This window comes from Streptomyces sp. NPDC046977 (assembly GCF_040644455.1).
In the GTDB taxonomy this organism is placed as follows: domain Bacteria; phylum Actinomycetota; class Actinomycetes; order Streptomycetales; family Streptomycetaceae; genus Actinacidiphila.
The window spans coordinates 301,169-319,832 of the sequence record NZ_JBEYWO010000002.1; the positions used below are offsets into that span (position 1 = coordinate 301,169).

An 18,664-nucleotide genomic window follows, 5' to 3' on the forward strand; every position below is an offset into this window, starting at 1 on the left:
CGTACCGCCCGCCCCGGTGGCTCAACGCGGGTCAGTCAAGAGCGTGCAGCTGGTCCAGGAACCACCGCTGCGGCGGCAGCGCGGTGGCCGCCGCCACCAGGCGCTTGGTCGCCTCGGCGCGCTCCCCGTGGGAGAGCGAGAGGGCCTGGTGCAGCGCACGGGCGGTGGCCAGGATGTCGTAGGGGTTCACCACGAAGGCGTCGTCGCCCAGCTCCTCGTAGGCGCCCGCCTCGCGCGACAGCACCAGGGCGACACCGTCGTCGGCGACGACCGGGATCTCCTTGGCCACCAGGTTCATGCCGTCGCGGATCGGGTTGACCAGCGCCACGTCGGCCAGCCGGTACGCCGCCAGCGAGCGCGCGAAGTCGTCCTTGACGTGCAGGATCACCGGCTCCCAGCCCGGGGTGCCGAACTCCTCGTTGATCTCCTCGGCCAGATCGGAGACCTCGTCGGTGTACTCGCGGTAGATCGCCAGGTCGTGCCGCGACGGATAGGCGAACGCGATGTGCACCACGCGGCCCAGCCACTCGGGACGGTCGCGCAGCAACTGCGCGTACGCCAGCAGGCCGCGCACGATGTTCTTCGACAGCTCGGTGCGGTCCACCCGCACGACGACCTTCCGGTCCGGGCCGCCCACCGCCTCCCGGAGCACCGCCAGGCGCTCCTCCACGTCCGGCCGGTGCGCCCGCTCCCGCAGGAACTCCGCGTCCGCCCCCAGCCCGTGCACCCCGATCCGGGTGGTGCGGCCCTGGTGGGTCACCGACAGCGCGTCCCCGTCCCGGCTCACGGACGCGCCCAGCACATCGGCACAGCACGCGGCGAACGCCTCCGCCCAGCGCCGGGTCAGGAACGCCGCCCGGTCCGCGCCCAGGATGCCGCTCAGCACCTCGGCCGCCACGTCGTCCGGCAGCAGCCGGAAGTAGTCCGGCGGCGCCCACGGCGTGTGCGAGAAATGGCCGATCCGCAGGTCGGGGCGGCGCGAGCGGAGCATCTGCGGCACCAGCGTCAGGTGGTAGTCCTGCACCAGGACGGCCGCGCCCTCCCCGGCCTCCTCCGCCAGCGCGTCGGCGAACGCGCTGTTGTACGCCACGTACGCCGCCCACTGCTCACGGAAGTCCTCGTCGAAGACGGGCTCCAGCGGCGTCTGGAACAGCAGATGGTGGACGAACCACAGCACGGAGTTCGCGATCCCGTTGTACGCGGACGCGAAAGTGTCCGCCGGGATGTCCAGCATGCGCACCCGCTGGTCGCCGGTGTCCTCCGCGGCCAGCCGCCCGCTCCCGTCCGCGGTCCGCAGCACGGCCGCGCGGTCGCCGTCACCGAGCGCGGCGCACACCCACACGGCGTCCGTGTCCGGCCCGATCGCGCTCAGTCCCGACACGAGACCGCCGCCTCCGCGCCGCGACTCCAGCGTCCCGTCCTCCCGGAGGCTGTACGAGACGGGCCCGCGATTGGACGCCACCAGAACCCGCGCGCCATGCGATGCGACCATGCCGCCAGCCTAGCCACGCATCCCCACCCGCAAACGTGTGCGCTACGCCACCCGAGCGTCCCCAGGGCCGCAAGGCCCTGCGCCCCCCTCAGGGGCGCGGGGAACTGCGCGCCCAGCCACGACGCACCGGCACGAAGCACACAACGCTCACCCCTCAGGGGCGCGGGGAACTGCGCGCTCAGCCACATCCCACCGGCACAGTGGGCACGACGCCCACCCCCTCAGGGGCGCGGGGAACTGCGCGCCCAGCCACATCCCACCGGCACAGTGGGCACGACGCCCACCTCCTCAGGGGCGCGGGGAACTGCGCGCTCAGCCACGACGCACGGGCACGAAGCACACAACGCTCACCCCCCAGGCGCGCGGGGCGAAGCCCCGAGCCTCAGGCGACCTCACGCCCCCGCACATACTCGGGCACCGTCATCATGGGCGGCCGCTCCTCCGTCGTGACCTCATGCACCCGCGGAGCGAACCCCTCCGCGGTCCGCTCGAACTGCGTGAGGACGGGCCGCACCAGATGCCCCCGCGCCAGCCGCGTCTGCGCCGTGCGATAAATCGTCGCGGCCATGCGACCCAGCGCCTGCCCGTCCTGGTGCCGATGGTGCCGTACGCCGACGTCGACCTGCGCGAGCGCGTCGAGCCCGACCGCGTTGAGCGCGTCGATGAGCAGCCCCAGTTCGACGCCGTACCCCACGGGAAACGGCAGCCGCTCCAGCAGGGACCGCCGCGCCGCGTACTCGCCGCCGAGGGGCTGCACGAAGCCCGCGAGCTGCGGCCAGTGCAGATTGAGCAGGGGCCGGGCGACCAGTTCCGTGACGCGTCCGCCGCCCGTCGGCTCCACCGTGCCGCCGGCCTCCAGGGGCCGGTCGTACATCGCCTTGACCAGCTGGACGTCCGGCTCCGTGAGCAGCGGCCCGACGATCCCGGAGACGAAGCGCGCGTCGAATTCGCGCAGGTCGGCGTCGATGAAGCAGACGATCTCGCCGCGCGTCGCGAGCAGTGAGCGCCACAGCACCTCGCCCTTGCCGGGTACGGCCGGCAGCCGCGGCAGGATCGCGTCGCGGTGGACGACGGTCGCGCCCGCCTCCGCGGCGACCGCGGCGGTCCCGTCCGTGGACCCCGAGTCCAGGACGACGAGCTCGTCGACCAGCGGCACGGCCCCGGGCGCGTCGGACATCAGCGCGCGGCGGATCTCCGTGACGATCGCCCCGACCGTGGCCTCCTCGTCGAGCGCGGGCAGCACCACGCTCACCGTCCCGTGCGGGCCCGCGGCCCGCTTCGCGGCGAGGAGCTGGCTCAGCGGCCGGCGCTCGGCGGTCCAGGACCGCCGCCGCAGCCAGCCGGCTACCTCGTCCAGCACTGCGTTGCTCCGTTTCTGCCCCTCTTCGGCCTGTCTCGAAGGACGGACGGGCTGTGACCAGGTTCGAGGTCGTCGGTTACAGTCGTGAACACGAGGCATGACCATCGTATGTCCGCGGTGATCGCGCCTCGCACGACAAATGCCCGGGCCCCGCGCCCGGTGCCATACCGCTCATCCAGAGGGGCAGAGGGAACGGCCCGTTGAAGCCCCGGCAACCCTCCCGCCGACCGCGAGGTCCAGGTGGGGAAGGTGCCAATTCCGTCTCGCGGCGAGATGCGCCGCGAGGAAGATGAGGAGAAAGGGCCTCGCCTGACATGGCTGCGCAGACTGCTGTCACCGACGTCGCGTCCACGGATTCCCCCTTCGGACCCGCTTCCGCACTGTCCTGCCGGGAGTGCGGCGAACGCTTCCCACTGAGCCCGATCTTCGCGTGCGAGGTCTGTTTCGGGCCGCTCGAAGTGGCCTACGACCTTCCCGCCGGCGATCCCGAGACGCTCCGCAAGCGCATCGAGTCCGGTCCGAACAACATCTGGCGCTACGCGCCGCTGCTGCCCGTCCCCGCCGACGTGGCCACCAAGCCCAATCTGAACCCCGGCTTCACCAAGCTCGTCAAGGCCGACAACCTCGCCCGTGAACTGGGCGTCACCGGCGGCCTGCACATCAAGGACGACTCCGGCAACCCCACGCACTCCTTCAAGGACCGTGTGGTCGCCATCGCCCTGGAGGCCGCCCGCACCTTCGGCCTGACCACGCTGTCCTGCTCCTCCACCGGCAACCTCGCGGGCGCGGTGGGCGCCGCGGCGGCCCGCGCCGGCTTCCGGTCCTGCGTCTTCATCCCGCACGACCTGGAGGAGGGCAAGGTCGTCATGGCCGCCGTCTACGGCGGCGAACTGGTCGGCATCGAGGGCAACTACGACGACGTCAACCGCTTCTGCAGCGAGCTGATCGGCGACCCGATCGGCGAGGGCTGGGGCTTCGTCAACGTCAACCTCCGCCCGTACTACGGGGAGGGCTCCAAGACGCTCGCGTACGAGATCTGCGAGCAGCTCGGCTGGCGGCTGCCGGACAACCTCGTCATCCCGATCGCCTCGGGCTCGCAGCTGACGAAGATCGACAAGGGGCTCCAGGAGCTGATCAAACTCGGCCTGGTCGAGGACAAGCCGTACCGCATCTACGGCGCCCAGGCCGAGGGGTGCTCCCCGGTGTCCACCGCCTTCAAGGCCGGGCAGGACGTCGTGCGCCCGCAGAAGCCGAACACCATCGCCAAGTCGCTCGCCATCGGCAACCCGGCGGACGGCCCCTACGTGCTGGACATCGCCCGGCGCACCGGCGGCGCGGTCGAGGACGTCACCGACGAGCAGATCGTGGACGCCATCAAGCTGCTCGCCCGCACCGAGGGCATCTTCGCGGAGACGGCGGGCGGCGTGACCGTCGGTGTCCTGAAGAAGCTGATCGAGAGCGGGCAGTTGGACCCGGCCGGCGAGACGGTCGTGCTCAACACCGGTGACGGGCTCAAGACCCTGGACGCCGTCGCCGCGACCTCCCGGCCCACCGCCACCATCCGCCCGAGCCTCGACGCGTTCCGCGCCGCCGGCCTGGCCGGCTGACCCCGGCCGCCGATCGCCGTCCGTCCCGATACGAAGGTGAAGCCCGCATCATGAGCGCGAACGTCCGCATCCCCACCATCCTCCGCCCCTACACCGGCGGCCGGGCCGAGGTCCCCGCCGAGGGCGGCACGCTGGCCGAGGTCATCGCGTCGCTGGAGAACAACCACCCCGGCATCGCGGCCCGTGTCCTGGACGACACGGGCAAGCTCCGCCGCTTCGTGAACGTCTATGTGAACGACGACGACGTCCGCTTCTCCGAGGGCCTGCAGACCGCGGTGGCCGAGGGCGCGTCCGTGTCGATCATCCCCGCGGTCGCCGGGGGCTGTTGAGCCGCCTGCGCCGCGGAACGGGCAGGGGTGCCGGGAGTTGCTCCCGGCACCCCTGTGTGCGTGAGGGGTAGTTGAAGGGCTGTACAGTTGTTCCAGAGGCTCGCAACCCTCTGCAACGCTCTGCGTAAACCCTCTTCCCGGGGCGTCCTTGTCGACGATTTATCGCCAAATTCCTGCGATGATTGTCGTGTTGGCGTCATATGTCCCGCCCGACTTGCCCCGGATCATTGGCCGATCGAGCCGTTCTTCCCTTTCCTCCTGCCCGGATTTCTCGTCGGATTGACCTGTTGCAGACAGCGTTCGTGCAGATACATTCAGCCGCGGTCGACGCGTTCCGGCGCACGCCCCCTTGGCTGTAGGGGGTGAGGTCTGACCCGGGTCCGCGAGGTGCGGGCCTGCGAAAGGCCAGCAATAGGGGAGTTAGGAATGGCTCAGGGCACCGTCAAGTGGTTCAACGCGGAGAAGGGCTACGGCTTCATCGCGGTCGACGGTGGTGCGGACGTCTTCGTGCACTACAGCGCGATACAGATGGACGGCTACCGCACCCTCGAGGAAGGTCAGCGGGTCGAGTTCGAGATCTCGCAGGGCCAGAAGGGGCCGCAGGCGGACATGGTCCGTCTCGCCGCCGGCTGACGCCGCGCACCGGCCACGGAGCGCCTCGCACCGACGCGCTCAAACGTACATGTCAAGGCCCGCCCTCTGAACGGGGGCGGGCCTTCGTCTGTCCGGCGCCCCCCGCCCGCCCCCGCCCGCCCCGGCACCTGACGGGAGACCGGCCGAGCGGCTTGCACTCTCCTAGGGCGAGTGCTAATCATTGGCGTTAGCACTCTGACGTTGAGAGTGACAAAGGACCGAGTGGGTGAGGCCCGCTCGACCGCCGGAAAGGAACCGGCGGAAGGGCAGGCCGTCCGTCGCGGGCGCCGGCGCGGTCCTGGAGTAATCCTTCCCCGCAGCCGTGCGCCGCGGGGGGACCCCAAGTCCGGGAGGACCACTTCACATGGCCAAGATCATCGCGTTCGACGAGGAGGCACGGCGCGGTCTCGAGCGCGGGATGAACCAGCTCGCCGACGCCGTCAAGGTCACCCTCGGCCCCAAGGGCCGCAACGTCGTCCTCGAGAAGAAGTGGGGCGCCCCCACGATCACCAACGATGGTGTGTCCATCGCCAAGGAGATCGAGCTCGAGGACCCGTACGAGAAGATCGGCGCGGAGCTGGTCAAGGAGGTCGCGAAGAAGACGGACGACGTCGCCGGTGACGGCACGACGACCGCGACCGTCCTCGCCCAGGCGCTGGTCCGCGAGGGCCTGCGCAACGTGGCCGCGGGTGCGAACCCGATGGCCCTGAAGCGTGGCATCGAGGCGGCCGTCGAGGCCGTTTCCGCCGCCCTGCTCGAGCAGGCGAAGGACGTGGAGACCAAGGAGCAGATCGCCTCCACCGCCTCCATCTCCGCCGCTGACCCCCAGATCGGCGAGCTCATCGCCGAGGCGATGGACAAGGTCGGCAAGGAAGGCGTCATCACCGTCGAGGAGTCCCAGACCTTCGGTCTGGAGCTGGAGCTCACCGAGGGTATGCGCTTCGACAAGGGCTACATCTCGGCGTACTTCGCCACCGACCTGGAGCGTATGGAGACCGTCTTCGACGACCCGTACATCCTGATCGTCAACTCCAAGATCTCCGCGGTCAAGGACCTGCTCCCGCTGCTGGAGAAGGTCATGCAGTCCGGCAAGGCGCTGCTGATCATCGCCGAGGACGTGGACGGCGAGGCCCTGTCGACCCTCGTGGTCAACAAGATCCGCGGCACCTTCAAGTCCGTCGCCGTCAAGGCCCCGGGCTTCGGCGACCGCCGCAAGGCCATGCTCCAGGACATCGCCATCCTCACCGGTGGCACCGTGGTGTCCGAGGAGGTCGGCCTCAAGCTGGAGAACGCCGGTCTGGAGCTGCTGGGCCGCGCCCGCAAGGTCGTCGTCACCAAGGACGAGACCACCATCGTGGACGGCTCCGGCGACGCCGACCAGATCCAGGGCCGGGTCAACCAGATCCGCGCCGAGATCGAGAACAGCGACTCGGACTACGACCGCGAGAAGCTCCAGGAGCGCCTCGCCAAGCTGGCCGGCGGCGTGGCCGTCATCAAGGCCGGCGCGGCCACCGAGGTCGAGCTCAAGGAGCGCAAGCACCGCATCGAGGACGCGGTGCGCAACGCCAAGGCCGCCGTCGAGGAGGGCATCGTCGCCGGTGGTGGCGTGGCTCTGCTCCAGGCGTCCAACGTCTTCGAGAAGCTCGAGCTCGACGGCGACGAGGCCACCGGTGCGGCGATCGTGAAGCTGGCCCTGGAGGCCCCGCTGAAGCAGATCGCGGTCAACGCCGGCCTCGAGGGCGGCGTCGTGGTGGAGAAGGTCCGCAACCTCACCCCGGGTCACGGCCTCAACGCCGCGTCCGGCGAGTACGTCGACCTCATCGCCGAGGGCATCATCGACCCGGCCAAGGTGACGCGCTCCGCGCTGCAGAACGCGGCGTCCATCGCCGCGCTCTTCCTCACCACCGAGGCCGTCATCGCCGACAAGCCGGAGAAGGCCGCGGCCCCGGCCGGCGGCGGCATGCCGGGCGGTGACATGGACTTCTGATCCCGCGAGGGTTCAGCAGTACACGAACGAGGGCGGCACCCCCACGGGGTGCCGCCCTCGGGCGTTCCCCGTCCCCGCCTCCCGGCGCTGAGCGATGAGGCGGCCCTCGCGGCCGCCTGCCCCCGGCCTCGCCGGCGGCCCGCGCCGGCTGCGTACGGCCGCCGCGCCGACCGGGCCCGACCAGCCGCCCGTGGCGGACCGTGGCGCGTCCGGATTTCGCCTGCCGGACGGACACGACGGTGCTGAGGTGCGGCCTCTCGGGCGGCCCGCCCGGCTCCCCACCGACGAAGCGGTCCGCAGCGGCTCAGCGGGCGCGACTCCGGGGTGGAACGGGAGGCCGAGCCCTACGACCGACTCACGGAAGAGGTCCGCCGTGAGAGCGGCAGGAACTGGTCGAGCTGATGCCGGGCGCGACGCGGTCGCGACCACGGCTTCCGGAACCGCTTCGCGTGCGACGACGCCGAAGCCCTGATCGAGCGGCACGGCTGCCAAGGGAGCCGGTCCATCTCACGGCCGATGCCAACTCCGTCACCACGGACGGGACGCCGCCCTTCCGCCGCCCGGCCGAGCGGGCGTTCCCGCGAGGACCGGTTCGAGGCCGCATTCTCGCTGCCCGGTCGGAGGTCTGGCCCACGGCGGCCGGGGCGTCGAGCAGTTCGCGCCAGGTGCGGACGGCCTCCGCGTCGACCGGGCCCTTTGGCGCAGTGTCTTGCTGCTCCTCCGCTTGCCGGCCAACGTGGCGAGGGGCGTGGGCGGGCGGGTATTCCTGCGAGGACCGGTTCGAGGCCGCATTCTCGCTGCCCGGTCGGAGGTCTGGCCCACGGCGGGCGCGTCGAGCAGGCAGCGCCGGGGGTGTGGGGCCGCCCCGCCGACCGGGCCCCCTGGCGACCCTCCGTCGCCGGGCCGATGGGGCGGGCCGGGGGAGGAGGGCGCAGGGAGGTTCGGGCGGGGGGCCGAGTCGGGCTAGCCCACGGCGACCGGGGCGTCGAGCAATTCGCGCCAGGTGCGGACGGCCTCCGCGGCGACCGGGCCCGACCAGCCGTCGGGGCGGACCGCGCCGCCGACGTGGAAGGCGTCGATGCCCGCCGCCAGCAGCCGGGGCAGGTGCTCCGCGCGCAGGCCGCCGCCGACCATCAACTGGGGATCGCCGGGCGCGCCCTCCGCCGCCTCCGCGACCAGCACGTCCAGGCCGGTGTCGACGCCGCGGGCCGATCCCGCCGTCAGGTACGTGTCGTGTCCGGGCAGTCCGCGCAGGGCCGCGCGCAGCGCCGCGCGGTCCGCGCAGTGGTCGATCGCGCGGTGGAACGTCCAGCGCGCGCCCGGGCCCACGGCGTCGGCCAGCATCCGCACCGCCCGCAGGTCGGGGCCGCCGTCGGCGTCGAGGAAGCCGAGCACGAACTCGTCGGCCCCCTCCGTGCGCAGCGCGGCCGCCGCGGCGCACAGCGCGTCGACCTCCTGGGCGCCGCCCGCCGCGAAGTCGGCCCGGCCGCGCAGCATGACGCGTACCGGCACCTCCACCGCGGCGCGTACGGCCGCGAAGACCTCCCGGCGCGGGGTCAGGCCGTCGGCGGACATGTCGGTGACCAGTTCGAGGCGGTCCGCGCCCCCCGCCTGGGCCGCGCGTGCGTCGTCGGCGTCGAGCGCGATCACTTCGAAAATTGGTCTAGACATATATTCAGGATCCCACATGCCTCCACCGACCCGCGACCCCCGTGCTCCACAATGGCCGACATGGCCGCCACCGATCCCGAGCTGCTGACGCACTGGAGCGCGCTGCTGCGCCGCTGCCAGACCGAGTCCGTCGACCCGAGGCCCTACGGCGAGGACCTGCTCGCCCGCTGGGCCGAACCCCAGCGCCGCTACCACACCACCGACCACCTGGCCGCGGTGCTCGTCCATGTCGACTCCCTGGCCGAGTACGCCGAGGACATCGACGCGGTGCTGCTCGCCGCCTGGTTCCACGACGCCGTCTACCGTCCCGACCGCTCGGAGAACGAGGAGCGCAGCGCCCGCCTCGCCGAACGCGCGCTGCCCGAGGCGGCCGTCCCCGACACCATCACCGCCGAGGTCGCCCGCCTCGTCCGGCTCACCGTCACCCACCACCCCGGCGACGGCGACCGCAACGGCCAGGTGCTGTGCGACGCCGACCTCGCCGTTCTGGCCGGCGACCCCGTCGCGTACGCCGCCTACGCCGCCGCCGTCCGCGACGAGTACGGCTTCGTCCCCGACGACGCCTTCCGCGCCGGCCGCGCCGGCGTACTGCGCCAGCTCCTCGCGCTGCCCCGGCTGTTCCGAACCACCATCGGCTACGAGCGCTGGGAGGACACGGCCCGCCGCAACCTCACCACGGAACTGGAACTCCTGCTCTCCGCCGATGACTCCGCGCCGCCGGACCGGTCTGCCCTCTGAGACCTGTCCTGCCCGCACCCACCGGAAGGCGGCCGCCATGACCGATGACGCCGTACTGCGATCCGCGATCACCACCGCGTACCTCTCCCTCGCCGACCTGCTCGACGGGGCGGGCAAGGACCGGTGGGACAGCCCCTCGCTCTGCGAGGGCTGGCGGGTGCGCGAGGTCGTGGCGCACATGACCATGGCGGCGCGCTTCACCGAAGCGGAGTTCATGGCCGAACTGCGCGCCTGCGACTACGACTTCACCCGCCTGTCGAACGCCGTCGCGACCCGCGACGCGGCGCTGCCGGAGGACACCCTCGTCGCCGGGCTGCGCTCGCAGGTCATGCACCACTGGACCCCGCCCGGCGGCGGGGTCCGCGGCGCCCTCAACCACGTGGTGATCCACGGCCTCGACGTCACCGTGCCCCTCGGCGTGGAGCGCCGTGCCCCGGAGCAGGCCGTCACCACCGTCCTGAACGACCTGACGTACGGCGGCGGCCACGCCCACTTCGGTGTGGCGGTCGACGGTCGCGCGCTGCGCGCCACCGACCTGGACTGGTCCTACGGCTCGGGACCCGCCCTGAGCGGCGAGGCCGGCGACCTGGCGTCCGCGCTGTGCGGACGAAGGCTCCCGGAGGGGCGGCTCCAGGGCGACCCCCTCTGACCGGGACGGGGCCGAACCGGTCAGGATTCGAGAAGCCCCGGCGGCCGGGTCCCGATTAGCGTGGCGGACAGAGCGGGCGACGGCGCCACCGCCGCCGCCCCGCCCCGACCCACGACTCAGGAGTGACCATGAGCGGCTCTTCCACCCAGGGCATCAAGACCGTGCTGCACCCCGTCTCCGACCTCACGAAGGCCAAGGAGGTGTACACCGCCCTGCTCGGTGTCGCCCCGCAGCACGACAGCGAGTACTACGTCGGCTTCGAGGTCGAGGGCCAGCAGATCGGCCTGGTGCCGAACGGCGGACCGCAGGGCATGACCTCGCCGGTCGCCCACTGGCACGTGACGGACATCGAGGCGAAGCTCGCCGAGGTGACCGCCGCGGGCGCCACCGTGAAGGAGCCGGTGCACGACGTCGGCGGCGGCCGCCTCGTGGCCACCTTCACCGACCCCGACGGCAATGTCCTCGGGCTGATCCAGGACCGGTGAGCCGCGGCCGCCTCCGGCCGGCCGGACCGGCCGGCCGGAAGCGCGGACACGGCGACCGGACGTACTGTTCGATGCCGGTGGGACACCAGCACCGACTCAGAGGGACCGAGGGAGACGCGATGAGCACGGACACGAGGACGGACCCGCGGCCGCACGCGCTGCACAGTGCCGACAGCCACGATCTGATCCGCGTGCACGGCGCGCGTGTGAACAACCTCAAGGACGTCAGCGTCGAGATCCCCAAGCGCCGGCTGACGGTGTTCACCGGGGTCTCCGGCTCGGGCAAGAGCTCGCTGGTCTTCGGCACGGTCGCCGCGGAGTCGCAGCGGCTGATCAACGAGACCTACAGCGCCTTCGTGCAGGGCTTCATGCCGACGCTGGCCCGGCCCGAGGTCGACGTCCTCGACGGGCTGACCACCGCGATCATCGTCGACCAGCAGCGGCTGGGCGCCGACCCCCGCTCCACGGTCGGCACCGCCACCGACGCCAACGCGATGCTGCGCATCCTGTTCAGCCGGCTCGGGCAGCCGCACATCGGCTCGCCCAACGCGTTCTCCTTCAACGTCGCCTCGGTCCGGGCGAGCGGCGCGATCACCGTCGAGCGCGGCGCGAAGAAGACGGTGAAGGCGACCTTCAACCGCCTCGGCGGCATGTGCCCGCGCTGCGAGGGCCGCGGCACGGTCACCGACATCGACCTGACCCAGCTCTACGACGACAGCAAGTCGCTCAACGAGGGCGCGATCACCGTCCCCGGCTACAGCATGGACGGCTGGTTCGGCCGCATCTTCCGCGGCAGCGGCTTCTTCGACCCGGACAAGCCGATCCGCAAGTACACCAAGAAGGAACTCCACGACCTCCTCCACAAGGAGCCGACCAAGATCAAGGTCGAGGGGATCAACCTCACCTACGAGGGGCTGATCCCGAAGATCCAGAAGTCGATGCTCGCCAAGGACGTCGACGCCCTCCAGCCGCACATCCGCGCGTTCGTGGAGCGGGCGATGACGTTCACCGTCTGCCCCGAGTGCGACGGCACCCGGCTGACCGAGGCGGCCCGCTCCTCGAAGATCGGCGGGATCAGCATCGCCGACGCCTGCGCGATGCAGGTCAGCGACCTCGCCGAATGGGTCCGCGCGCTGGACGAGCCCTCCGTCGCACCCCTGCTGACGGCCCTGGTGGACACCTTCGACTCCTTCGCCGAGATCGGCCTCGGCTACCTCTCCCTGGACCGGCCGTCGGGCACGCTGTCGGGCGGCGAGGCGCAGCGCGTCAAGATGATCCGCCACCTCGGCTCCTCGCTCACCGACGTCACGTACGTCTTCGACGAGCCCACCGTCGGCCTGCACCCCCACGACATCCAGCGCATGAACGGACTGCTGCTGCGGCTGCGGGACAAGGGCAACACGGTGCTCGTCGTGGAGCACAAGCCGGAGGTGATCGCGATCGCCGACCACGTCGTCGACCTCGGGCCCGGCGCCGGCACCGCGGGCGGCAGCGTCTGCTTCGAGGGCACGGTCGACGGGCTGCGGGCGGCCGGCACGGTCACCGGCCGCCACTTCGACGACCGCGCCCGGCTCAAGGAGAGCGTGCGCAAGCCCACCGGCACCCTGGAGATCCGCGGCGCGACCGCGCACAACCTCCGGGACGTCGACGTCGACATCCCGCTCGGGGTGCTGGCCGTCGTCACCGGCGTCGCCGGCTCCGGCAAGAGCTCGCTCGTGCACGGGTCGATCCCGCCCGGCGCGGGCGTGGTCTCGGTCGACCAGAGCCCGATCCGCGGCTCGCGGCGCAGCAACCCGGCGACGTACACCGGGCTGCTGGAGCCGATCCGCAAGGCCTTCGCCAAGGCCAACGGCGTGAAGCCGGCGCTGTTCAGCGCCAACTCCGAAGGCGCCTGCCCGGGTTGCAACGGCGCCGGCGTGATCTACACGGACCTGGCGATGATGGCCGGCGTCGCCACCACCTGCGAGGAGTGCGAGGGCAAGCGGTTCCAGGCGGCGGTGCTGGAGTACCACCTCGGCGGCCGCGACATCAGCGAGGTGCTCGCGATGTCCGTGACCGAGGCCGAGGAGTTCTTCGGCGCGGGCGAGGCCCGCATCCCGGCCGCGCACGCCATCCTCACCCGCCTCGCCGACGTCGGCCTCGGCTACCTCAGCCTCGGCCAGCCGCTCACCACGCTGTCCGGCGGTGAGCGCCAGCGCCTCAAGCTGGCCACGCACATGGCCGACAAGGGCGGCGTCTACGTGCTCGACGAGCCGACCGCAGGCCTCCACCTCGCCGACGTCGAGCAACTGCTCGGCCTGCTCGACCGGCTCGTCGACTCCGGCAAGTCGGTCGTCGTGGTCGAGCACCACCAGGCGGTCATGGCGCACGCCGACTGGATCATCGACCTCGGCCCGGGCGCCGGCCACGACGGCGGCCGCATCGTCTTCGAGGGCACCCCCGCCGACCTCGTCGCCACCCCCACCACCCTCACCGCCACCCACCTCGCCCAATACGTCGGCCCCTGACGCCCCCCGCCAGGGGCGCGGGGAACTGCGCGCTCAGCCGTCACCCCCTCAGGGGCGCGGGGAACTGCGCGCTCAGCCGGAACGAACGGGCACGGTCGGCACAACCGTCACCCCTCCAGGGGCGCGGGGAACTGCGCGCCCAGCCACGACGAACCGGCACGGAACGCACAACGCTCACCCCCGAGGGGCGCGGGGAACTGCGCGCTCAGCCGGAACGAGCCGGCACGGAACGCACAACCGTCACCCCCACAAGCCCACCCCCAGAAGCAAAAAACTCACGCCCCCACATCCGAAGGCGGCCGCCGCTTCCGCACGCGCAACCCCGCCTCCGTAAGCCTGCGCAGCAACTCCTTGCTGCCGACCTCCGCCGCCCCCGCGGCCACCGCGGAGGCGTAGCGCTCACTGGGCAGGTCGTAGTGGTCCCCGTCGAACGCCCGCGGCGGGCAGCCGATCGCCGCGGCGAAGAGGTGCAGCTCCTCGTAGGAGGCGTCGCTGACCAGGTGCGACCACAGCCTGCCGTGACCCGGCCAGGTCGGCGGGTCGATGTAGAGGGCCACGGTCAGCGGGCCCCGCCCATCGCGGCGGCCAGCGAGCCGACGGGGGCCACGGCCTCGCCCAGCGACTCGCAGACCCAGTGCGGGTCGGGACCCAGTTCGGGTTCGATGTCCAGGGCGTGCGGGTCCTCGCAGCGCGGGCACAGCGGCCACCGGCCCGTCCGTTCCAGCAGGGCGTCCTTGATGTCCTGCGCGACGAGGCCCGCGACGAACGCGGCACCGTCCGGCCACTGCTCCACCCACCACCGGCGCTGCGCGACGGTGTCCTCGACGAGGGAGACGATCCCGGGGTCGGTCACGTCGGTGGCGGTGAGGTCGGCGAGGATGAGCGCTCGCGCGCCGTGCAGCGCGGCTTCCAGTGCGGCGGGGGCGCCCGGGGCGCCGGGAACGTCGGGATCCATGCCCCCTATTGTCGCCCAGTGGCCGTCCTGACGTCCTTGACGCCGTACGGCCGTGAAAATAGCTTTCGCGGTGTGGCCGAGAAAATGAAGGAAACTTTCAGTGCCGGGGGGCTGGCCGCCAAGGTCAGGACCCTGGCCCCCACCATGACCCGCTCCATGCAGCGCGTCGCGGAGGCCGTCGTCGCCGACCCCGCGGAGTGCTCCCGGCTCACCGTGACCGCGCTGGCCGTCCGCACCGGGACCAGCGAGGCCACCGTCGTCCGCACGGCACGGGTGCTGGGCTACCCCGGCTACCGCGATCTGCGGCTCGCCCTGGCCGCCTTCGCCGCCCGCGAGGAGGCGGGCGGCCGGCCCGCCGTCACCCCGGACATCGCCGTCGGCGACCCGCTCTCCGAGGTCGTGGCCAAGCTCGCGGAGGACGAGCAGCGCTGCCTCGCCGACACCGCCGCGCAACTGGACGTCTCCCAACTGGAGGCCGCGGTCGCCGCGCTGGCCGCCGCCCGCCGCATCGACGTCTACGGGATAGGGGCGTCCAGCCTGGTCGCCCAGGACCTGGTGCAGAAGCTGCTGCGCATCGGCCTGATCGCGCACGCGCTCTCCGACCCCCACCTCGCCGTCACCAACGCGGTGCAGCTCCGGCAAGGCGACGTTGCCGTGGCCGTCACCCACTCCGGGCACACTCACGACGTGGTCGAACCCCTGCGCGCCGCCTTCGACCGGGGCGCCACCACCATCGCGATCACGGGCCGCGCCGACGGCACGGCCACCCAGTACGCCGACCATGTGCTGCTCACCTCCAGCAGCCGGGAGAGCGAGTTCCGCCCGGCGGCCATGTCCAGCCGCACCAGCCAACTGCTGGTCGTGGACTGCCTGTTCGTCGGCGTCGCACAACGGACCTACGACACCGCGGGACCGGCCCTGGCCGCGTCGTACGAAGCCCTGGCCCATCGTCACAGCCCCCGAAGGAACCACCGCACATGACGCACGCCGAGCTCCGCCGCGAACTGGACCTGCTGACCACCGAGGCCTTCCGCCCCGACCTCGCCGAGATCGACCGGCTCGCCACGCTCGACATCGCCCGTCTGATGAACACCGAGGACGGCTCCGTGCCGGCCGCGGTCGCCGCCCAACTCCCCGCCATCGCCGCCGCGATCGACGGCATCGCCGTTCGGATGTCCCGCGGCGGCCGTCTGGTCTACGCGGGCGCGGGCACCGCCGGGCGCCTCGGCGTCCTGGACGCCAGCGAGTGCCCGCCGACCTTCAACACCACGCCCGGCCAGGTCACCGGGCTCATCGCGGGCGGCCCGCGCGCGATGTCCGACGCCGTCGAGGGCGCGGAGGACAGCCGCGAACTGGCCGCCGCCGACCTCGACGCGCTCGCCGTCGGCCCGGACGACGCGGTCGTCGGCGTCTCCGCCTCCGGCCGCACCCCCTACGCCGTCGGCGCCGTCGAGCACGCCCGCGCCCTGGGCGCCCTGACGGTCGGGCTGTCCTGCAACGCCGGGTCCCCGCTCGCCGCCGCGGCCGAGCACGGCATCGAGGTCGTCACGGGCGCGGAGTTCCTGACCGGTTCCACCCGGCTCAAGGCGGGCACCGCCCAGAAGCTCGTCCTCAACATGCTCTCGACCATCACGATGATCAGGCTGGGCAAGACCTACGGGAACCTGATGGTCGACGTCCGCGCCTCCAACGAGAAGCTGCGCGCCCGCTCCCGCAGCATCGTCGCCCAGGCCACCGGCGCCCCCGACGAGGAGATCGAGGCCGCCCTCACCGCGACCGGCGGCGAGGTCAAGGACGCCGTCCTCGTCCTGCTCGCCGGGGTCGACGCGGCGACGGCCGCCCGCCTCCTCACGGACGCGGACGGCCACCTGCGGGCGGCCCTGGCCGCGGCGGCCTCCGCACGCTGACACCGCCGTCTGGGCCGCCCACGGGACGACTCTCCGTCCCTGCGGCGCACCGCCCTGGAGGAGCTCGCGTAACGGCGTGCCTAGCGCAGCGCCTCCGGCAGCGGTGCGGAGTGCAGGACCGCGAGGCCCGAGACGGCGCGGGTGAGGGAGACGTACAGGCGGCGCAGGCCCGTGCGCTCGTCGGGCTCGCCGTCGACGACGGCGGCGGGCTCGTCCAGCACGACGTAGTCGTACTCCAGGCCCTTGGCCAGCGAGGCGGGGACGAGCGTGAGCCGGACGTCCGGGGTGGTCTCCTCACCGGGCGACAGATACGTCAGCCCGGCCGCCCCCAGCGCCTCGGCCAGCGCCGGGACGCGGGCGTCGGCCGCGATCAGGCCCGTGGAGCCCTCGCGCTCCAGGGCCTCCCGGCAGGCGGTGACCACCGCGTCGGTCAGTTCCCGCGCGGGCACCTCCGTGACGGAGAACGCGCCCGGGTTGTCGCGGACGGACGTGGCCTCGGTCAGGCCCGGGGCGATGGCGGGCAGCAGCCGGGAGGCGTAGGCGATGACCTCCAGCGGCACGCGGAAGCCCTGGGTCAGCTCCTCGACCTGGGAGCCCGGCTTGCCCAGGTGGGCCAGCGCCTCCTCCCAGGTGGCGGTGGCCCACGGCGTCGTGCCCTGCGCCAGGTCGCCCAGCACGGTCGCGGAACCGGTGGAGCAGCGCCGCCCGACGGCCCGGTACTGCATGGGGGACAGGTCCTGGGCCTCGTCCAGCACCACATGGCCGAGCGAGCCGGTGCGGTGCACCAGGTCGTGGGCCTCGTCGATCAGCACGGTGTCGGCCGCCGACCACTTCGCGGAGGCGATCCCCCGGGCCGGCTTCGCCCACAGGACCTGCTTCTGCTCCTCCTCCGTGAGCAGGCCCTCAGCGCACCGCGCCAGGAACTCCGGCTCGGACAGCAGCCGCAGCACCGTCTTTGCCGGGTCCACCGGCGGCCAGGCCTCCTTCACGGCCGCCTTGACCGCCGCGTTGCGGGCCACCGCGTCCTGCACCCGGTCGTCCGGTGCCTCGCCGGCCGCCTCCATCTGCACCAGCACGGCGTGCGCGATCCGCTGCGGCAGGGCCTCGCGGGCGGCGCCGTACCGGATGTCGCGGTCCATCAGCTCGCGGACCAGCTCCTCCAGTGCGTAGGCCGGGACCCTCCAGCGCCGCGAGCCGCGCACCACGACGACGGGCTCGGTGGGCATCCGGATGCCCGAGCGGACCGCCCGGCGCAGCACCTCCGCCATCCGCGCGTCGCCCTTCACCTGGGCGGCGGCCGCGCTGTCCGCGCCCCTGACGGGGACGTGCGCGACCAGGTCGTCGACGGTGGCCTGCTTGACGCTGAGCTCGCCCAGCGCGGGCAGCACCTGCTCGATGTAGTGCAGGAAGGAGGCGTTCGGGCCGATGACGAGGGTGCCCGTGCGGGCCAGGCGTTCGCGGTGCGCGTACAGCAGGTACGCCACCCGGTGCAGGCCGACGGCGGTCTTCCCGGTGCCGGGCGCGCCCTGCACGCAGACTGTGCCGCCGATCCCGGCGCGGACGATCTCGTCCTGTTCCGGCTGGATCGTGGCGACGATGTCCCGCATCGGGCCGACGCGGGGCCGCTCGATCTCCTGCTGGAGCAGCTTGCTGGAGGTCTGCGCCTCGCTCGGGTCGGTGAGGTGCTCGTCCTCGTACGCGGTCAGGTCACCGCCGGTGTAGCCGAAGCGGCGGCGCAGCGCGACGTCCTGCGGGTCCTTGCGCGAGGCGCGGTAGAAGGGCTGGGAGACCGGCGCACGCCAGTCGATGACCATGGGGTCGCCGTCGGCGTCGTGGACGTGGCGGCGGCCGATGTAGAAGCGGTGCTCCTCCTCCTCGGCGGCTTCGGGCTCGGCGGCCTCGGCGTGGGCGGCCTGACCTTCCAGGTAGTCGAGGCGGCCGAAGAAGAGCGGGGTGTGGGCGAGGTCCGCGAGGGCCTTGATGCGCGCGTCCATGTCTCGCTGGAGCACTTCGGCGTTCACCCAGTTGGCGGTCACGTCCTTGATGTCGAGCGCCTCGACGTCGGCGCGCATGGCGCGCAGCGCGGAGCGGGACGCGGCGAGGTGGGCGCGTTCGCGGTCGAGCGGATGATCGGTGGTGAGGGATTGTTCCCCGGGCACGGGTTGCCTCCGGCGGCACGTAGGGCATGGCTCAGCCGGCCCCGGACCGGCGCGCGCGGGGGCGCGGCGGCGGGGCGCTGTCCTGATACGAATGCGAGTAACACCATGACCCGGCCGGTTTCCGTCCGGCCGGTGGCACCGTCCCCTCGGGGGCGGGCGGCAAGACGAAGGATCCTACGCCGCCG

General features: G+C 72.5%; 16 protein-coding genes and 1 riboswitch. Of the genes, 10 read left to right on the forward strand and 6 right to left on the reverse strand.

The features are described from left to right. Positions 1-31: 31 nt before the first annotated feature. Both ABZ883_RS03925 and ABZ883_RS03930 read right to left on the reverse strand, forming a co-directional pair. Positions 32-1,492, reverse strand: coding sequence for a trehalose-6-phosphate synthase (locus ABZ883_RS03925; protein WP_360900983.1), 1,461 nt, complete (start codon positions 1,490-1,492; stop codon positions 32-34). A 382-nt stretch (positions 1,493-1,874) separates the two neighbouring features. Next, positions 1,875-2,852 carry a glucosyl-3-phosphoglycerate synthase gene (locus ABZ883_RS03930; protein ID WP_360900986.1) on the reverse strand — a complete coding sequence of 326 codons (978 nt, stop codon included), beginning with the start codon at positions 2,850-2,852 and terminating at the stop codon, positions 1,875-1,877. A 168-nt stretch (positions 2,853-3,020) separates the two neighbouring features. Continuing rightward, positions 3,021-3,148: riboswitch (SAM riboswitch) on the forward strand. A gap of 18 nt (positions 3,149-3,166) precedes the next feature. On the opposite strand from ABZ883_RS03930, the gene thrC reads away from it, so the two are divergent. From thrC to groL, 4 genes are all read left to right on the forward strand, one after another. Then, the gene (gene thrC, locus ABZ883_RS03935) at positions 3,167-4,459 is read left to right on the forward strand and encodes a threonine synthase (RefSeq protein WP_360900989.1); all 1,293 of its coding nucleotides are present in this window, start codon (positions 3,167-3,169) and stop codon (positions 4,457-4,459) included. A 50-nt stretch (positions 4,460-4,509) separates the two neighbouring features. After that, a complete protein-coding gene (locus ABZ883_RS03940; RefSeq protein ID WP_360900992.1) occupies positions 4,510-4,788 on the forward strand; it encodes a ubiquitin-like small modifier protein 1 in 279 nt (92 codons plus the stop codon). Positions 4,789-5,214: 426 nt separating this feature from the next. Further along, the gene (locus ABZ883_RS03945) at positions 5,215-5,421 is read left to right on the forward strand and encodes a cold-shock protein (RefSeq protein ID WP_005486335.1); all 207 of its coding nucleotides are present in this window, start codon (positions 5,215-5,217) and stop codon (positions 5,419-5,421) included. A 364-nt stretch (positions 5,422-5,785) separates the two neighbouring features. Then, on the forward strand, positions 5,786-7,408 hold the full coding sequence (gene groL / locus ABZ883_RS03950; RefSeq protein ID WP_360900996.1) for a chaperonin GroEL: 1,623 nt from the start codon (positions 5,786-5,788) through the stop codon (positions 7,406-7,408). A 963-nt stretch (positions 7,409-8,371) separates the two neighbouring features. Here groL and ABZ883_RS03955 read toward each other — a convergent pair. Further along, a complete protein-coding gene (locus ABZ883_RS03955; protein ID WP_360900999.1) occupies positions 8,372-9,079 on the reverse strand; it encodes a copper homeostasis protein CutC in 708 nt (235 codons plus the stop codon). 51 nt (positions 9,080-9,130) lie between these two features. Here ABZ883_RS03955 and ABZ883_RS03960 point away from each other — a divergent pair, with 51 nt between their 5' ends. The 4 genes from ABZ883_RS03960 to ABZ883_RS03975 all read left to right on the forward strand — a co-directional run bounded on the left by ABZ883_RS03960 (position 9,131) and on the right by ABZ883_RS03975 (position 13,458). Continuing rightward, positions 9,131-9,817, forward strand: coding sequence for a hypothetical protein (locus ABZ883_RS03960; RefSeq protein WP_360901002.1), 687 nt, complete (start codon positions 9,131-9,133; stop codon positions 9,815-9,817). A gap of 37 nt (positions 9,818-9,854) precedes the next feature. Continuing rightward, positions 9,855-10,466 (forward strand): maleylpyruvate isomerase family mycothiol-dependent enzyme, encoded by a 612-nt coding sequence (locus ABZ883_RS03965; protein WP_360901005.1) that lies wholly within the window; start codon positions 9,855-9,857, stop codon positions 10,464-10,466. Between the two features lie 128 nt (positions 10,467-10,594). Further along, a complete protein-coding gene (locus ABZ883_RS03970; RefSeq protein WP_360901008.1) occupies positions 10,595-10,951 on the forward strand; it encodes a VOC family protein in 357 nt (118 codons plus the stop codon). A gap of 119 nt (positions 10,952-11,070) precedes the next feature. Beyond that, a complete protein-coding gene (locus ABZ883_RS03975; protein WP_360901010.1) occupies positions 11,071-13,458 on the forward strand; it encodes an excinuclease ABC subunit UvrA in 2,388 nt (795 codons plus the stop codon). A 275-nt stretch (positions 13,459-13,733) separates the two neighbouring features. Here ABZ883_RS03975 and ABZ883_RS03980 read toward each other — a convergent pair whose 3' ends face one another. Continuing rightward, positions 13,734-14,015 carry a DUF4031 domain-containing protein gene (locus tag ABZ883_RS03980; protein ID WP_360901013.1) on the reverse strand — a complete coding sequence of 94 codons (282 nt, stop codon included), beginning with the start codon at positions 14,013-14,015 and terminating at the stop codon, positions 13,734-13,736. Positions 14,016-14,017: 2 nt separating this feature from the next. Then, positions 14,018-14,413, reverse strand: a complete 396-nt coding sequence (locus ABZ883_RS03985; protein WP_360901016.1) for a hypothetical protein — start codon at positions 14,411-14,413, stop codon at positions 14,018-14,020. An 84-nt stretch (positions 14,414-14,497) separates the two neighbouring features. Between ABZ883_RS03985 and ABZ883_RS03990 the strand changes: the two genes are divergently transcribed. Then, positions 14,498-15,394 (forward strand): MurR/RpiR family transcriptional regulator, encoded by an 897-nt coding sequence (locus tag ABZ883_RS03990; RefSeq protein WP_360901019.1) that lies wholly within the window; start codon positions 14,498-14,500, stop codon positions 15,392-15,394. Next, a complete protein-coding gene (gene murQ / locus ABZ883_RS03995) occupies positions 15,391-16,320 on the forward strand; it encodes an N-acetylmuramic acid 6-phosphate etherase (RefSeq protein ID WP_360901022.1) in 930 nt (309 codons plus the stop codon). Before ABZ883_RS03990 ends, murQ begins: the two co-directional genes overlap by 4 nt. Before the next feature lie 80 nt (positions 16,321-16,400). Here the strand turns inward: murQ and ABZ883_RS04000 are convergent, their stop codons facing one another. Further along, entirely contained in the window at positions 16,401-18,479 is a 2,079-nt protein-coding gene (locus tag ABZ883_RS04000; protein ID WP_360901025.1) for an AAA family ATPase, read from the reverse strand. Positions 18,480-18,664: the final 185 nt, after the last annotated feature.

Bases quoted from the DNA above. Each gene is read 5' to 3' on its own strand.
- ABZ883_RS03925 (WP_360900983.1), bottom strand. From the start codon at position 1,492: ATGGTCGCATCGCATGGCGCGCGGGTTCTGGTGGCGTCCAATCGCGGG.
- thrC (WP_360900989.1), top strand. From the start codon at position 3,167: ATGGCTGCGCAGACTGCTGTCACCGACGTCGCGTCCACGGATTCCCCC.
- ABZ883_RS03940 (WP_360900992.1), top strand. From the start codon at position 4,510: ATGAGCGCGAACGTCCGCATCCCCACCATCCTCCGCCCCTACACCGGC.
- ABZ883_RS03945 (WP_005486335.1), top strand. From the start codon at position 5,215: ATGGCTCAGGGCACCGTCAAGTGGTTCAACGCGGAGAAGGGCTACGGC.
- groL (WP_360900996.1), top strand. From the start codon at position 5,786: ATGGCCAAGATCATCGCGTTCGACGAGGAGGCACGGCGCGGTCTCGAG.
- ABZ883_RS03955 (WP_360900999.1), bottom strand. From the start codon at position 9,079: ATGTCTAGACCAATTTTCGAAGTGATCGCGCTCGACGCCGACGACGCA.
- ABZ883_RS03960 (WP_360901002.1), top strand. From the start codon at position 9,131: ATGGCCGACATGGCCGCCACCGATCCCGAGCTGCTGACGCACTGGAGC.
- ABZ883_RS03965 (WP_360901005.1), top strand. From the start codon at position 9,855: ATGACCGATGACGCCGTACTGCGATCCGCGATCACCACCGCGTACCTC.
- ABZ883_RS03970 (WP_360901008.1), top strand. From the start codon at position 10,595: ATGAGCGGCTCTTCCACCCAGGGCATCAAGACCGTGCTGCACCCCGTC.
- ABZ883_RS03975 (WP_360901010.1), top strand. From the start codon at position 11,071: ATGAGCACGGACACGAGGACGGACCCGCGGCCGCACGCGCTGCACAGT.
- ABZ883_RS03985 (WP_360901016.1), bottom strand. From the start codon at position 14,413: ATGGATCCCGACGTTCCCGGCGCCCCGGGCGCCCCCGCCGCACTGGAA.
- ABZ883_RS03990 (WP_360901019.1), top strand. From the start codon at position 14,498: ATGAAGGAAACTTTCAGTGCCGGGGGGCTGGCCGCCAAGGTCAGGACC.
- murQ (WP_360901022.1), top strand. From the start codon at position 15,391: ATGACGCACGCCGAGCTCCGCCGCGAACTGGACCTGCTGACCACCGAG.